This is a genomic window from Chryseobacterium sp. D764 (assembly GCF_019317325.1).
Classification (GTDB): domain Bacteria; phylum Bacteroidota; class Bacteroidia; order Flavobacteriales; family Weeksellaceae; genus Chryseobacterium.
Map to the genome: position 1 here is coordinate 2,877,955 of NZ_CP079219.1, position 15,336 is coordinate 2,893,290.

The 15,336-nt window shown below is 36.1% G+C and carries 20 protein-coding genes; 19 read left to right on the forward strand and 1 reads right to left on the reverse strand.

Annotation, left to right across the window (positions count from 1 at the left end):
- Positions 1–34: 34 nt before the first annotated feature.
- The 4 genes from KYG33_RS13000 to KYG33_RS13015 are packed head-to-tail and all read left to right on the forward strand — an operon-like array spanning position 35 to position 2,972.
- Complete coding sequence (locus KYG33_RS13000) at positions 35–949, forward strand: hypothetical protein (RefSeq protein ID WP_077419555.1); 915 nt, start codon at positions 35–37, stop codon at positions 947–949.
- Between the two features lies 1 nt (position 950).
- A complete protein-coding gene (locus tag KYG33_RS13005; protein ID WP_077419554.1) occupies positions 951–2,090 on the forward strand; it encodes a beta-ketoacyl-ACP synthase III in 1,140 nt (379 codons plus the stop codon).
- A complete protein-coding gene (locus tag KYG33_RS13010; RefSeq protein WP_077419553.1) occupies positions 2,090–2,521 on the forward strand; it encodes a hypothetical protein in 432 nt (143 codons plus the stop codon). Before KYG33_RS13005 ends, KYG33_RS13010 begins: the two co-directional genes overlap by 1 nt.
- A gap of 7 nt (positions 2,522–2,528) precedes the next feature.
- Positions 2,529–2,972, forward strand: a complete 444-nt coding sequence (locus KYG33_RS13015; RefSeq protein ID WP_219071877.1) for an ABC transporter permease — start codon at positions 2,529–2,531, stop codon at positions 2,970–2,972.
- 474 nt (positions 2,973–3,446) lie between these two features.
- On the opposite strand, the gene KYG33_RS13020 is transcribed toward KYG33_RS13015, so the two are convergent.
- Positions 3,447–3,626, reverse strand: coding sequence for a hypothetical protein (locus KYG33_RS13020; RefSeq protein WP_180564740.1), 180 nt, complete (start codon positions 3,624–3,626; stop codon positions 3,447–3,449).
- Positions 3,627–3,938: 312 nt separating this feature from the next.
- Between KYG33_RS13020 and KYG33_RS13025 the strand changes: the two genes are divergently transcribed.
- From KYG33_RS13025 to KYG33_RS13095, 15 genes are all read left to right on the forward strand, one after another.
- On the forward strand, positions 3,939–4,343 hold the full coding sequence (locus tag KYG33_RS13025) for a hypothetical protein (RefSeq protein WP_077419550.1): 405 nt from the start codon (positions 3,939–3,941) through the stop codon (positions 4,341–4,343).
- Between the two features lie 56 nt (positions 4,344–4,399).
- Positions 4,400–5,395 (forward strand): BtrH N-terminal domain-containing protein, encoded by a 996-nt coding sequence (locus KYG33_RS13030; RefSeq protein ID WP_149835523.1) that lies wholly within the window; start codon positions 4,400–4,402, stop codon positions 5,393–5,395.
- A 1-nt stretch (position 5,396) separates the two neighbouring features.
- Positions 5,397–6,155: an ABC transporter ATP-binding protein gene (locus KYG33_RS13035; RefSeq protein WP_219071878.1), complete on the forward strand. Its 759-nt coding sequence runs from the start codon at positions 5,397–5,399 to the stop codon at positions 6,153–6,155.
- Entirely contained in the window at positions 6,142–7,410 is a 1,269-nt protein-coding gene (locus KYG33_RS13040) for an ABC transporter permease (protein ID WP_219071879.1), read from the forward strand. Before KYG33_RS13035 ends, KYG33_RS13040 begins: the two co-directional genes overlap by 14 nt.
- Positions 7,411–7,486: 76 nt before the next feature.
- Positions 7,487–7,915 (forward strand): acyl-CoA thioesterase, encoded by a 429-nt coding sequence (locus KYG33_RS13045; protein WP_077419547.1) that lies wholly within the window; start codon positions 7,487–7,489, stop codon positions 7,913–7,915.
- Positions 7,912–9,051, forward strand: a complete 1,140-nt coding sequence (locus KYG33_RS13050) for a beta-ketoacyl synthase N-terminal-like domain-containing protein (RefSeq protein ID WP_077419546.1) — start codon at positions 7,912–7,914, stop codon at positions 9,049–9,051. The genes KYG33_RS13045 and KYG33_RS13050 overlap by 4 nt, the downstream gene beginning before the upstream one ends.
- Positions 9,052–9,061: 10 nt before the next feature.
- On the forward strand, positions 9,062–9,601 hold the full coding sequence (locus KYG33_RS13055) for a 3-oxoacyl-ACP synthase (protein WP_219071880.1): 540 nt from the start codon (positions 9,062–9,064) through the stop codon (positions 9,599–9,601).
- A 73-nt stretch (positions 9,602–9,674) separates the two neighbouring features.
- Positions 9,675–9,932 (forward strand): phosphopantetheine-binding protein, encoded by a 258-nt coding sequence (locus KYG33_RS13060; RefSeq protein ID WP_034692439.1) that lies wholly within the window; start codon positions 9,675–9,677, stop codon positions 9,930–9,932.
- Positions 9,933–10,016: 84 nt separating this feature from the next.
- Positions 10,017–11,216: a beta-ketoacyl-[acyl-carrier-protein] synthase family protein gene (locus KYG33_RS13065; RefSeq protein WP_219071881.1), complete on the forward strand. Its 1,200-nt coding sequence runs from the start codon at positions 10,017–10,019 to the stop codon at positions 11,214–11,216.
- Entirely contained in the window at positions 11,213–12,274 is a 1,062-nt protein-coding gene (locus KYG33_RS13070) for a beta-ketoacyl synthase N-terminal-like domain-containing protein (RefSeq protein ID WP_219071882.1), read from the forward strand. The genes KYG33_RS13065 and KYG33_RS13070 overlap by 4 nt, the downstream gene beginning before the upstream one ends.
- A gap of 151 nt (positions 12,275–12,425) precedes the next feature.
- Entirely contained in the window at positions 12,426–13,181 is a 756-nt protein-coding gene (locus tag KYG33_RS13075; protein ID WP_180564746.1) for a polysaccharide deacetylase family protein, read from the forward strand.
- Positions 13,174–13,800, forward strand: a complete 627-nt coding sequence (locus KYG33_RS13080) for a LolA family protein (protein WP_219071883.1) — start codon at positions 13,174–13,176, stop codon at positions 13,798–13,800. The genes KYG33_RS13075 and KYG33_RS13080 overlap by 8 nt, the downstream gene beginning before the upstream one ends.
- Positions 13,766–14,401: a hypothetical protein gene (locus KYG33_RS13085; RefSeq protein WP_077419541.1), complete on the forward strand. Its 636-nt coding sequence runs from the start codon at positions 13,766–13,768 to the stop codon at positions 14,399–14,401. Before KYG33_RS13080 ends, KYG33_RS13085 begins: the two co-directional genes overlap by 35 nt.
- Positions 14,402–14,482: 81 nt before the next feature.
- Entirely contained in the window at positions 14,483–14,863 is a 381-nt protein-coding gene (locus tag KYG33_RS13090; protein ID WP_077419540.1) for a 3-hydroxyacyl-ACP dehydratase, read from the forward strand.
- On the forward strand, positions 14,860–15,336 hold the full coding sequence (locus KYG33_RS13095) for a hypothetical protein (protein WP_077419539.1): 477 nt from the start codon (positions 14,860–14,862) through the stop codon (positions 15,334–15,336). Before KYG33_RS13090 ends, KYG33_RS13095 begins: the two co-directional genes overlap by 4 nt.

The following is a 15,336-nucleotide window of genomic DNA, read 5'->3' on the forward strand; positions in this document are numbered from 1 at the left end:
AAAAACATATTTTTGTAAACGCTAAAGAAAACTAATGAAGAAAAATATACTTGTCATATATTATTCACAAACCGGACAACTCGAAGATATCGTGAGAAACATAGCCAAACCTTTTGAAGCTAAAAAGGAGGCTTATGATATTACATATTACAACATTCAGCTAAAGGAAGATTTTCCTTTTCCCTGGCCAGGTGATGTTTTTTTCAATACATTCCCAGAGTCTTATTTACAGATTCCAAAAGAAATTCTTCCTCCTTCGGAAGAAATTCTGAACAAAAAGTACGACCTTATTCTTTTCGGATATCAGGTATGGTATCTCACACCATCCATTCCTATTATTTCATTTTTAAAGAGTGGTTATGCACAACGCATCCTTAAAGATACGCCTGTAGTCACCATCTCCGGAACCAGAAATATGTGGATGCTCTCCCAGGAGAAATTAAAGGTATACTTAAGAGATTTACAAGCTAAACTTGTAGGGAATATTGCACTGGTAGACAGACATGACAATTATACGAGTGTTTTGACTATTCTACGATGGCTTACAACGGGGCAGAAAGAAAAATCAGGGATGCTTCCCGCTGCAGGGGTTTCTGATGAAGAAATCACGGGCTCAGTAAAGTATGGCGAGATTATTGAAAGACATTTTAATAATAATGACCTTAATAATTTGCAGCCGGACCTTGTTAAAAACGGTGCCATTGAAATCCGTGCGTTTTTGGTACGGGTAGAAAAGGTAGGAAATAAAATTTTCACCGTATGGTCTAACCTGATTATCAAGAAAAAAGAGAAACGCCCATTGCTGATAAAATTCTTTAAGGTATATTTGATGGCAGCGATATGGATTATCTCACCTGTCGTTTTGGTTTTACACCTGCTTACAACCCCTATATTTTGGTTTAAAAGACAAAAACAAAAAAGATATTTACAAGGAATTAATTTAAAATAGAATGTACGACGTATTTATAACAAAAGCATCAAAATACTTACCCAATGAGCCGGTAGCGAATGATGAAATGGAGACTTATCTTGGGCTTATCAATGATGCGCCATCTAAAGCAAAATCACTTATCCTAAGAAATAATAAAATCACAACAAGATACTACGCTTTAGACAAAGAAGGAAACCCTACGCACTCTAATGCGCAGCTTACTGCAAAAGCAATTGAAGGACTTTTTGATGAGAATTTCAAAAAGGAAGATATGAAATTATTATCCGTAGGAACTACTTCACCAGACCAGATACAGCCTTCTCACGCTTCTATGGTACATGGTGAACTGAACATCGGAAAATCTATTGAGATTAATACTTCAACCGGCCTTTGCAACTCAGGAATGAATGCCCTGAACTATGGATTCCTTTCTGTAAAAGCTGGTGTGCAGGAAAGTGCTGTATGCGCAGGTTCCGAAAGAATGTCTGCATGGATGACTGCTGACAAATTCAACCACGAGGCTGAAAATTTAAAATTACTGGAAGAAAGACCTATCATTGCTTTCAAAAGAGAATTCCTGAGATGGATGCTTTCTGACGGTGCAGGTGCTTTCTTGTTGCAAAACAAACCGAGAGAAACCGGTATTTCATTAAAAGTAGAATTCATTGATTTCTATTCTTATGCACACGAAATTGAAGCATGTATGTATGCGGGATGTGACAAACTTGAAGACGGAAGCCTGAAATCATGGTCAGATTACCCTTCTGATGAATGGTTGAAGCAATCTATCTTTGCCATCAAACAGGATACTAAAATCCTTGATAAATATATCCTTGTAAAAGGAGCGGAAAGTCTAAGATCTTCTTTTGACAAACATAATTTAGATCCTGAAAAAATCGACCATGTATTAGCTCATATTTCATCAGGATATTTCAAAGACGGACTGAAGGAAGAGTTTGCTAAAAAAGGAATGGATTTCCCGGCAGAAAAATGGTTCTATAATCTTTCTGAGGTTGGAAACATCGGAGCTGGATCTATATTTATTGCCCTTGAAGAACTGATGAATTCCGGGACATTGAAAAAAGGAGAAAAAGTACTTCTTTGTGTTCCTGAAAGTGGAAGATTCGCTTACTCTTGTGCTTTACTAACAGTTTGCTAATGGAAAACAGACTGCCCACATCCGATAAAGATTTTGTAGAAAGCCTTATTCCGCAACGGTTTCCTTTTGTAATGGTACATGAGTTATCAGATTATTCTGAAAACCATCTTTTATCCGGTTTTGAGATCAAAGAAGACAATCTTTTCATCCAGGACGGATTGTTTCAGGCTTCTGGGCTTATTGAGCATCAGGCACAGAGTGTTGCCCTTCATACCGGATATAAATATTATCTGCTGGGAAAAGATGCCCCAACCGGGTATATAGGAGCCATCAAATCTTTTGAAGCTGAAATGCTGCCCAAAGTAGGAGACCAACTGAAATCTGAGGTAACCATCCTCAATGAAGTAATGGGAGTAACTCTTGTGGATATTGTTACCAAACTAAACGGTGAAGTGATTGCAAAATCTCAAATGAAAACCGCTGTAAAATAAACTGGAAATGGAAATAAAGGAAGAGAATATCATCAATATACACAACTTTTTACCGCATCGTGAACCGATGCTTATGGCAGACTATATCCTGGAACTGACCAAAGAAAAAGTAGTGACTTCCTTTGAAATAAAAGAAGACAATGTCTTTGTTCACAACAATGAGTTCGTGGAAGCCGGATTAATTGAGAATCTGGCACAAACCTGTTCATCAATTCTTGGACAAAGCTTCTTTGAAAATCCTGAAGCAGATACTAAAGTAATCGGATTCATTACCAATATCAAGAAGATTGAAGTTTTTGTCCTTCCAAAAGTGAATGACAAAATCATTTCCAAGGCATCTCTTATTTCACAGTTTGAAAACATCTGCCACATCTTCTGTGAAACATTTTATAATGACGAATTATTGATCAGAGCAGAAATCAACCTGTTTATTCAGGAGGTAAAATCGTAAAGATCAATTCAACATAGAATAAAAAAGCTGTACAAAACGTACAGCTTTTTTATTTTTGATCTTATGGCTTGTGAATATTTGTGCAATTCATTGGTGCCATTTGTGTTAAAAATATAGGTTTTGGCTAAAGCCAGGTGATTTTTTCTTTTTTGCAAGTGGGCTAAAGCCTACTTCTATTGAATTGATTACAACTGCCTTACAATAAAAAACATTTTTTATTTATTTAAAATTAAAAAAAACCATCATAATATAATTGAAAACCAATGAAATACAAATTAAAAACATCCTCACAAGAGGAATTATTTCACGTGAAACATTTCAAAGATCCGTGAAACTCTGATCATCAGGAAGAAACAGTTTAAAACAAGAAAAAAGCGGAACATTTCTGCCCCGCCTATGATTTACTTAAAGGTTTTATTTTTTTATAAAACAATAAAGTAGGATTAAATTTTAACTGAAGTATTGAATATCTCCTTAGATAATCACCTCGTAATCATTTCCGCCGCAAATCTGTTCTGCAGAAGAAGCAATATCAGTATTGACATTCACATTACGGATTTGACCATTAGTTCCATTAGCACATGAAATGTAAGCAGTTAATCCTCCTTTCACTTCTTTTAACTCATTCTTTGTAAGCAATTTTAAATTTTTCATTAATTTAATTTGTTTTTGATTATTAGTTTTTGTTGTTTAACACAGACAAATATAGATAAAACAATCAAATAAAAAATATATCCCTAATAATTAACAAAACTTTATAAATATCAACAATTTAACATAATTGGATTAGGTTATCAGTACCTCTAAATATGTTTGATACAGCCTTTGTGTCAAAGCAATAACTCACTCAGATTTAATATGATTTACATATAATGTATTTTCACTATTTTAGCCACCTGATTAGATAATCAAAAAAACAGGTGAATTTTATTTCATCTGAAATCTAAAAAAATGAACATTATTTAGATGAAAAAACAAGACTTACCTCAAGACGAAAGTAACCTGAAATCCGCCAACATGACTGAAGTTCTGTATGTAACGGATGAGAACGATAATTACACCACAGCAAACAGTACAGGTTGGGATGCCAAGAAAGCTGCTCTGGATGAATCTATGGAACTTATTCATGAAAGAATTGAGGAAGCAAAACAAAATGTTGCCAATAATACGGCAAGCCCTATCGCCTATTTTATGGAACTGAATAAAATGGATCTGGGTGTTCTTGCTTCTTACGTAGGATTATGGCAATGGAGGGTAAAAAGACATTTTAAACCCAAGGTATTTAAAACACTAAGCGAAACTGCACTGAAAAAATATGCCGATGCATTCGGAATTTCGGTGGATGAATTAAAAAACTTCAACGGAAAATAAATGAAATAAGGCTATATATGCCTGTTCATTTTCCAATGAAAAGATACAATCAGCAAATGAAATTAAACTTTGAACACCATCAGACTGCGCATTGCGAAAACGGTGTTGCTTCTAATCTACTGCTTAATAAAGGCTTAAAACTAAGTGAGCCTATGATTTTCGGAATTGGTTCCGGACTATTTTTTGTCTATCTCCCTTTTTTAAAGGTGAATTTTGCGCCGGGCTTCAGCTATCGTCCAATGCCGGGTGCTATTTTCAGTAAAGCAGCCAAAAGATTAGGAATTAAAATCAAAAGAGAAAAATTCTCAAACCCTAAAGACGCCCAAAAAGCTCTAGAAAGAAATCTGGAACAAAATATCCCTACAGGACTTCAGGTAGGAGTTTTCAACCTTACCTACTTTCCTGAAGAATATAAATTCCACTTCAATGCCCACAATCTTGTGGTATACGGAAAAGAGGACGGAAAATTCCTTATCAGCGACCCTGTAATGGATTATACAACATCCCTTTCCGAAGCAGAACTGGAAAAAGTAAGATATGCAAAAGGAGCGCTTCCTCCGAAAGGACATATGTACTATCCTATTTATGTTCCGGAAAATGTAAACCTTGAAGAAGCCATTAAAAAAGGAATTAAAGACACCTGCAAAAATATGCTGGCACCGGTACCGCTTATCGGCGTAAAAGCCATGAGATGGGTAGCAAAGAGCATTCCGAAGTGGGCCGAAAAGAAGGGAACAAAAGTGACCAACCATTATTTGGGCCAACTGATCAGAATGCAGGAAGAAATCGGGACCGGAGGCGGAGGTTTCAGATTCATCTATGGAGCATTTCTTCAGGAAGCTTCTGTTATTCTTAAAAACGATGAACTCAAGGAATTATCAAAAGAAATCACTTCCATTGGCGACCTGTGGAGAGATTTTGCTGTAGATATTGCGAGAGTTTACAAAAACAGAAACTCAAAAAGCAATATTTATAACGAACTTTCTAAAACGATGCTGCACATTGCAGATTTAGAAGAAGCTTTTTATAAAAAACTGAGAAAAGCGATCTGATATGGCAGAAAATATGATTGAGATCAAAAACTTATATAAGAAATACAAAAATTCTGATGAGTTTTCTGTAAATGATATTTCCCTGAACATCAATAAAGATGAAATCTATGGAATTCTCGGACCAAACGGCGCCGGGAAAACAACGCTGATTTCTATGCTTTCAGGATTGATAAAGCCAACTTCGGGACAATTCACCATCAATGGTTTATCTCCACAAAAAGAGGGTTTTAAAATTAGACAGATTATTGGAATTGTACCTCAGGAATATGCTCTATATCCTACTCTTACCGCTAAAGAAAACCTAATGTTCTTTGGAAGTCTGTATGGTTTGAAGCACAACCAGCTTAAAAAAGCAATTGATGAATCTCTGGAAATTATGGGGCTTTCAAAATTTGCCAATAAACAGGTAGGACAGTTTTCAGGAGGAATGAAACGTCGCTGCAACCTTATCGCAGGAACACTTCACAATCCTAAAGTCTTATTCCTGGATGAACCCACTGTAGGAGTTGATGTTCAGTCTAAAAAAGCAATTATTGACTATCTTTTAGATTTAAATAAACAGGGAACCTGCATTATTTATACTTCCCATCACCTTTCGGAAGCGGAAGAGTTCTGTACAAAAATTGCCATTATCGACCACGGAAAAATTCATGCAGTAGGAACACCTGAAGAATTGGTAAACAGAGTAGCAAGCGCAGAAAACCTTGAAGATGTTTTCATTTCATTAACCGGAAAAGAATTAAGAGATGTTGTTGTATAAATTGTGGAGAAGCTTCATTAAGGAAATCCTTCTGCTGAAAAGAGATGTCGGAGGGATTGTCATCATCTTTGTGATGCCATTACTTTTGATTGTAACCATTACCCTTATCCAGGATTCTACCTTTAAAAACCTTGAAGGATCAAAGATTCCGATCATTTTTATTGATCAGGATAAATCTGAAGTTTCAAAAAATATAAAAGCTGAGCTGGAAAACAGCAAAACATTCCAGCTGCTGACCAATTTCAATGAAAAGTCTGCTCAGAATGCTGTTTTTTCCGGAGATTATCAGATGGCGATCGTCATTCCTGAAAATTTAACGAAAGATTTAAATTCCAATATTGATTCAAAAGTTCAGACCATTGTAAGTTCTTTCGGACTGGAAGGAGATTCTGCAAAAGTAAAAACAGCTGCCCCAAAGACCAAAGAAATTCATTTGTACTTTGACCCTGCTACCAATGCAGGATTCAAAAACTCAGTGATGAATTCTGTCAACAAAATGGTTTTTGAGATTGAAAATAAAAAGATTTACAAAGCATTTCAGGATCAGCTGGGAACCACGGAAAATCTTGACGAAAATAAAAACCTGATCAGTTTTAAAGAAATAACTCCCAAGAAAGGAGAAATGGACGTAATGCCGAATTCTGTTCAGCACAACGTTCCTGCATGGACCCTTTTTGCAATATTCTTTATTGTAGTTCCTTTATCCATCAATCTGGTTAAAGAAAAAAGTCAGGGAACAAGTGTAAGAGCGAGAATAAGCCCTACTCCATATTTTGTACATATTTTAGGTAAAACATTTACCTATCTTATCATCTGTATCATTCAGTTTTTACTGATGGTTGCAGTAGGAATTTATCTTTTCCCTTATATGGATCTTCCTGCATTTGATGTATCCGGAAAAATGTTCCAGCTTGTCATAGTAACGCTGTTTGCGGGACTGGCAGCTATTGGGTTTGGCGTTTTACTGGGTACTATTGCCGATACACAAGAGCAGTCTGCCCCATTCGGAGCGACATCTGTAGTAGTTTTGGCTGCTATCGGAGGAATCTGGGTTCCTGTATTTTTAATGCCGGAATTCATGCAGACCGTTGCTAAATTTTCTCCCATGAACTGGGGACTGAATGCTTACTATGATATTATTTTAAGAAACAGCGGAATTGGAGAAATAGCTAAAGAATTAGCATTCTTATTATTATTTTATATTGCCACCGTAGCTATTTCCATTTTTTACGAAAGAAAACTCCAAAATATTTAATTTATTTTTATGACAGATATTACCAGGAGTTTCCTGACGGCCAAAAAAAACAATAAAAATTCCGGAAGAAAACAAAATGCAGTCTAAAGAAAATATATTAACCTGTACTGAAGAAGTAAGAGTACGATTCAATGAGACAGATCCATTGGGAATTGTCTGGCATGGACACTATATCGTGTATTTTGAAGATGGAAGAGAAGCTTTTGGCCGTGAGCATGGCTTAACCTATCTTGATATTCAGAATGCAGGATATGTGACACCCATTGTAAAAAGTACCTGCGAACATTTTCTTCCTTTAAAATATGGAGAAACCTTCAGAATTGTAACAACGTACGTAAATTCGATATCTGCCAAGCTGATATACAGATATGAAATCTTCAACAAAGAAGATCAATTGGTTTGCAGTGGAGAAACAATTCAGGTATTTCTGGACAGTAACGGAAGCTTATGCCTGTACAACCCGGAGTTTTTTCAAAACTGGAAAGATAAAATGGGATTATCATGAGGAAAGAAATTTATATCACAGACTATAATTGTGTAACTCCTTTAGGCTTCAATGTGGATTCCAACTGGAACGCTCTTTTGGAAGGAAAATCAGGAGTTGCTTTACATAAAATCATAGACAATCAGGATGCTTTTTATGCTTCCATGATTGATTCTGAAAAACTGAATGAAGAATTCAACAGATTCTTTGCTCAGAATACCATCAATTTCACAAGACTTGAAAAAATGCTTCTTTTAAGCCTGCTTCCTCTTGTTGAAAAACATACTGTATCAAAGGACACTGCCTTTCTTCTGTCTACCACAAAAGGGAATATCAGCCTGTTAAAAAACCAGTCTGAATTACCTGAAGGCGTTTATTTATCAAAATTAGCGCAGAAAATAGCAGATTTTTTTGGATTTAAAACAAAACCAATCATTGTTTCCAACGCCTGTGTTTCAGGGGTAATGGCAATTTCTGTTGCAAAGAATATGATTCAGGCAGGAAAGTATAAAGATGCCTTTGTCATTGCTGGGGATGAGCTTTCTGAGTTTGTTATTTCAGGATTCAACTCATTCCAGGCTATAGGATCGGGACCTTGTAAGCCTTATGATAAAAACAGAAACGGAATCAATATTGGTGAAGCTGCAGCTGCAGTTTATATAACCAGCAATCCTTCACAAAACGAAAAATTCAGATTTAAAGTTCTGGGAGATTCCGCAATCAATGATGCCAACCATATTTCCGGACCTTCAAGAACCGGGGACGGTTTGTATGCCAGTATCAGCAATGCTATGGATGAAGCGAAGGTTTCTCCGGAACACATCGATTTTATTTCTGCCCACGGAACGGCAACTTTATATAACGACGAAATGGAAGCTATTGCCTTCAACAGAATGGAACTTCAGAATGTTCCTCTCAACAGTATGAAAGGATATTACGGACATTGCCTGGGTGCATCAGGGCTTCTTGAGAGTATTATCTCTATGGAAAGTGCTCTTCACAGGACTTTACTTCCCTCAAAGAATTTTGAAGAAATGGGAGTAACCCAGCCTTTGAATATCATCAAAGAAAATCAATCTGCAGAAATTAAATATATTCTAAAGACAGCTTCTGGTTTTGGAGGGTGTAATGCGGCTGTTGTACTGGAAAAATGTTAAATTGAACGTGATGAAGAAAACGAACACCTGTACCATAGAACATTCAAAGATAACCGTTGACGGAGATCTTATTTTTGAAAATCAAAGCGAAACTTTTCAGGAATTTGCCAAAGAAGCTTATAAAAGTCTGGATATCGGCTATCCAAAATTTCATAAAATGGATAACCTGAGCAAACTGGCTTTTCTTTCCGCCGAAATCATTTTGAAAGACGAAGATCACAGCAGAACGGCCATTGTTTTTGCCAATAGGTCATCCAGCCTGGATACGGATTTCAAATATCAGGAAAGCATCAACGATCAGGATAATTTTTATCCAAGTCCGGCAGTATTTGTGTATACTTTGCCCAACATCTGTGTAGGAGAAATCAGCATTAAGCACAAAATGCAGACTGAAAATGCTTTTTTTGTTCTGGATGAATTTGATGAAAACTTTTTAAACAACTATTCTGAACAAATTCTGCTATCCGGTAAAGCCGACAAAGTACTATGTGGCTGGGTAGAATTGTATCAGGAAAATTACAAAGCTTTTGTATATTTGCTAACCTTATAGAAATGTAACAATATAACAGTGTAATGATGTAATGATCTTCATGATTACTGAAACACTGATAAACAACTTAATTATGGAAAACTTAAAAACAGAATTGAAACACAAAATTATTGAAGTTCTTAATCTTGAAGATGTATCTGTAGAAGAAATCAAAGATACTGATCCGTTGTTCGGAGGAGGATTAGGATTAGATTCTATCGACGCTTTGGAACTGATTGTTCTTCTTGATAAAGACTACGGAATAAAATTAGCTGACCCTAAAAAAGGAAAGGAAATTTTCCAGTCTATTGATACGATGGCTAAATTTATCGAAGACAACAGAACAAAATAAATTAATACAACAGTCTAACAGTATAACGATGTGGTAATGATTAGTGAATTATCAGATTGCCGCATTGTTATGTTATCTTAAACCATGAGTCAAAAAATTGCCATAACAGGAATGGGCATCATTTCCTCCATCGGAAACAATGTGGAGGAAAATTTTATTTCATTACAAACCGGAAAACACGGAATTTCGGATATCGAAATGTTTGAAACCCGTCATGCCGGAATCATTAAAACGGGTGAAATAAAATTATCCAATGAAGCGCTTGTACAGAAACTTCAGCTTGATGAAGACAATAATGTAACAAGAACTTCTTTACTGGGAATGATTGCTGCTAAAGAAGCTGTAGAAAGTGCAGGAATTTCAGATATCAATAGCTGCAGAACCGGGCTTATCTCTTCTACGAGCGTTGGAGGAATGGATATTACTGAAAAATACTTCTACTCTTACGAAGACTTTCCTGAAAAGCAAAAATATATTGATGCTCACGATGCCGGAAGTTCTTCATTGGCTATTGCAGATTATCTGGAATTAAAAGGTATGGTTTCCACCATCAGTACAGCGTGTTCATCAGCAGCCAATGCAATTATGATGGGTGCTAAGCTGATAAAAAACGGATTTTTGGACCGTGTCATTGTGGGAGGAACAGATTCACTGTCAAAATTTACTTTGAATGGTTTCAATACCCTGATGATTCTTACGGATTCCTATAACACCCCTTTTGACCACAACAGAAAAGGGCTGAACCTTGGGGAAGCTGCGGCTTTCTTAGTCCTTGAATCTGAAGAAATAGTCAAAAAAGAAAACAAAAAAGTCCTGGCTTATCTTTCCGGATATGGAAATGCCAATGATGCACACCATCAGACCGCATCTTCAGAAAACGGACAGGGAGCATTTTTAGCAATGCAGCAGGCTTTGAAAATCTCAGGATTAGCTAAAGAAAATATAGATTACATCAACGTTCACGGTACGGCGACTCCTAATAATGATTTATCTGAGGGAATTGCTATGATAAGAATCTTCGGCGAAAACCAGGTTCCTGAATTCAGCTCTACAAAAGCATTTACAGGACATACTTTGGCTGCAGCTGCAGGAATTGAAGCGGTATTTTCAATTTTAGCTATGCAAAACAATGTTATCTTCCCGAACCTGAATTTCAAAACAAAAATGGAAGAGTTTCACCTTACTCCTGTTACCGAACTGAAAGAGAAAAATATCAATCATGTGCTTTCTAACTCATTCGGATTTGGAGGAAACTGTTCTACCTTAATTTTCTCTAAATCATGAGTGCAGTATACATCAACAGTGCATCCTGTATCTCAGTTCAGGACACTTTAAACGGAAATATTCTTCAGAACCTTACTTCTGGGCATTCTTCAAATATCATCAAAGCGATAGAACCTAATTACAAAGAATTCATTCCGCCAGCCATGATCAGAAGAATGTCTAAAACGGTAAAAATGAGTTCCGTAGCCTCGCATTACGCTTTAAAAGAAGCAGGTATCAAACAACCGGATGCCATCATCGTAGGAACCGGAATGGGTTGCTCACAGGATTCAGAGAAGTTTCTGAAAAATGTAATTGATAATCATGAAGAATTCCTTACGCCTACCTTTTTCATCCAGTCTACGCACAATACCGTAGCAGGACAGATTGCTTTGGGATTACAGTGCCATGCTTACAACTTCACGTATGTAAATACTTCTTCTTCACTGGAATTTTCATTGTTGGATGCTCAGCTTCAGATCAATGATGGTGAAGCGGAAAATGTGCTTGTAGGTTCTACAGATGAACAGACAAACAGAACAATGGAGCTTTACTGTTTAAATAATACCATAAAAAAGGAAACTGATCTTCCTGCCGATTATTTGCATTCCACTACCAATGGAGTAGTTTGGGGTGAAGGCGCGAGCTTCTTTGTGATAGGAAAAGATAAGGCTGAAAATTCTTACGCAAAGCTTAAAAACATTCGTATCAGTAATAAAGTAGATTTGGATGAAGTACAGGATTTTATCCGGAATTTCTTAACTCAAAACAATCTTTCTACTCATGATATTGATGCTGTTATCTTAGGATTCAGTGGAGATGCGGATTCTGATATTTATTATACCAAAGCAGTGAATCTGTTTCCGGACTCATCTTTGCTTTATTACAAGCATTTGAGCGGAGAATTCAATACAGCCAGCGGTTTTTCAACATTTATGGCCTGTCATATCCTTAAGGAACAGCAGATCCCGGAAATTATGATGATCAATTCTGAGAAAAAGGAAAGTGTAAAAAATATACTTCTTTACAATCACCTGGCAGGAAATGATCACAGCCTGGTATTATTGGAAAAGGCATAATTGTTGAAATTGAAAATTACACGGTGTATTTGTCATTCAGAGAGCGTGGAATCTGAATTAGTCCAGACTCCTACGGAGTGACAATGGTGTACAATAAATATTATGACCATACAACTCATAATAACAAGTTCAACATAAATAAACCACAGCAATGAAACACTATCCATTCATCCTGTTTTATCTCTTCTGTAACGCTTTTATTTATGCGTTCCACGGAAGTTTTTGGGTATATCTGTTTTGTTTTTTTGCTTTTTCTGCGGTGGTAGTCTGGGGCTCTTTTGATATTGAACTGGGATATTTTGTCAACAGTATCACTCATAAGCGTACAAAGATCAAAGAAGTTGCTCTTACTTTTGATGATGGCCCAACTGAATTTACACCAAAATTTTTAGACCTGCTTAAAGAACATCAGGTAAAAGCCACCTTTTTCTGTATTGGAAAACAGGTTGAGAAGTATCCTGAAACATTTCAGAGAATCATTGCAGAAGGTCATACGATTGGAAATCATACCTTATCACATGCCAATTCCACAGGATTTTTATCTGCTTCAAAAATGATTGAAGAAATTGAAAAATGCGACGATGTCATTAAAAACTCGGGAAATATAACAACCCATCTTTACAGACCTCCTTTTGGAGTGACGAATCCCAATATTGCAAAAGCGATCAAAAGAACGCATAAAGTAAGCATCGGATGGAATGTAAGGTCTTTGGACACCATCATTGATGATGAAAAGAAAATCTACAGCAGAGTTACTAAAAGCTTGAAAAAAGGAAGTATTATCCTCCTTCATGACACTTCGGAAAAGACCTTCCGCGTGCTGGCAGATTTATTAGTATTTTTGGAGGACAAAAAATATTCAACTTTTACGGTTGATACAATTATAAATTCAAATAGAAATGATTAAAAATATTGCTTTAGGAGCATTCTTACTAGTTTCCGGTTTCTTTTTTGCACAAAACGCGGCCATGTCAGGAGCTGAAGCCAAAGCATTTGTGTCGAAAGTATCTTCGGAGACTAAAGAGATCAAAACGTTACAGAGTGATTTTACCCAGACAAAAAAAATGGACTTCCTGGATAAGAGCATTGTTACTTACGGAAGAATGTCCCTGCAGACTCCCAACATGCTGAGCTGGAAATATACAAAACCTTATCAATACAGTATTGTTTTTAAAAGCAACAAGATTTTTATCAATGACCAGGGGAAAAAATCGTCTGTAGATGCCAAGAGCAAAACATTTGAAAAAATCAATAAGCTGATTGTAGGAAGCTCAAACGGAACGATGTTCAATGATCCGGAATTTACAGTAACTTATTTTAAGAATGGAAATTACAATATCGCGAAGTTTATTCCTAAAACATCACAACTGTTGAAATACATCAAACAGATCGAGCTGTGTTTTCCAAAGAATCAGTCGACGGTTTCTCAGGTGAATATGACCGAGGCTTCCGGAGATACCACGAATATTGTTTTCAAAAACACCAAGATCAATGCTTCAATTCCTGCGTCAGAGTTTACTTTATAGCCTGATCCTGATTCTGGCTGCTTCCTGTAAAACGTACAAGTTAACAGAAGTAAAACCTGTTTCCTCTTCTGAAAAGATGGTTGAGAATTTATACTTTTCTTCAGGTGAAGATTATGTATACAAATGCCAGATGGACATTTATAAAAACCATGTGAGCGGAATTCTGATCATCAAAAAACTGAATGAAACAACGCACCGTGTCGCTTTAACATCAGATTTTGGGAATAAACTGATTGATTTCGAGGTTTCTGATGATAATTTCAAGTTAAATTATGTACTTCCTGATCTGGATAAAAAAATAGTCATCAATTTTCTAAAAAATGATTTTCAGCAGCTATTGAAAAGACAATATCCTGTGAGCGAAAGTTTTGAGAATGACAATGCTAGAATCTATCTTTCAAAAATTGAGAATAAAAGCTATTATCTATTCTTCAACAAGGAAAACAACTTACTAAAACAAATCATTTACACTAAAAATAATAAGGAAAAAATCGATTTTACTTTTGATGCAAAAAAACCTATCTTCGCGGATAGCTTAAATCTACAGCACAAAGATTTTAAGATCAATATAAAACTATTTCAAATAACCGAAACAGAGTAATTTCCAATAGAAAAATTGTACCCTATTTGAGTTCTTTTCAGATCAGATTGTATTGTACATTTAATCTTAAAAAATAAGATCATGCAAACCATTCTTACAGATTTTTATACATTAACATCCTATGAGAAAGCAGAAGACGGAAAGTTTACTGCTCACATCCATCTCAATAAAGACCACGATATTTTCAAAGGCCATTTCCCTGGAAATCCGGTGACTCCCGGTGTTTGTATGATGCAGATCATTAAAGAACTGACAGAGGAATTTACAGATTCAAAATTGTTTCTGAAAACAGCATCCAATGTAAAATTCATGGCAATTATCAATCCTTTTGAAACACCTGATCTGGTACTTCAACTGGATATTAATGAAAGTGAAGAAGATGTGAAAGTAAAAAATATAACTTCTTTTGGCGAGACTATTGCATTAAAATTGTCTGTAAGCTATAAAAAATTATCGTCATGAATCTTATCTTCTCATTCATAACAGCATTTGTCTTTTTCTTTCAGTCTGACCTTGAAACGCTGAGAAACAGCTATGCTAAAGCCAATGAATCTAGCAGTAATACACAAAACTTCATTGAAACCGCGGAAAAACAATCCGGTTCTGATGCGGTGACTGTAGGGTATAAAGCCGCGGCGAAGATTATGGAAGCAAAAGTTGTCAAAAGCAACAGAAAATCGCTGGTTAAAACAGGTGCTACAAGTCTTGAAGCGGTTATCAAAAGTAACCCCAGCAATGCGGAACTTCGTCTGATCAGAATGAGTGTTCAGGAAAACATCCCTAAAATTGTTGGATACCGTGGAAGCCTGAAGGATGATAAAGCATTTCTTCTGAATAATTACAGCAAACAAAATGCAGCATTAAAAAGCTACATCAAAAGGTTTGCAATGCAGTCTAAAACCATTACAGAGGCGGAAAGAGCCACTTTAAAATAA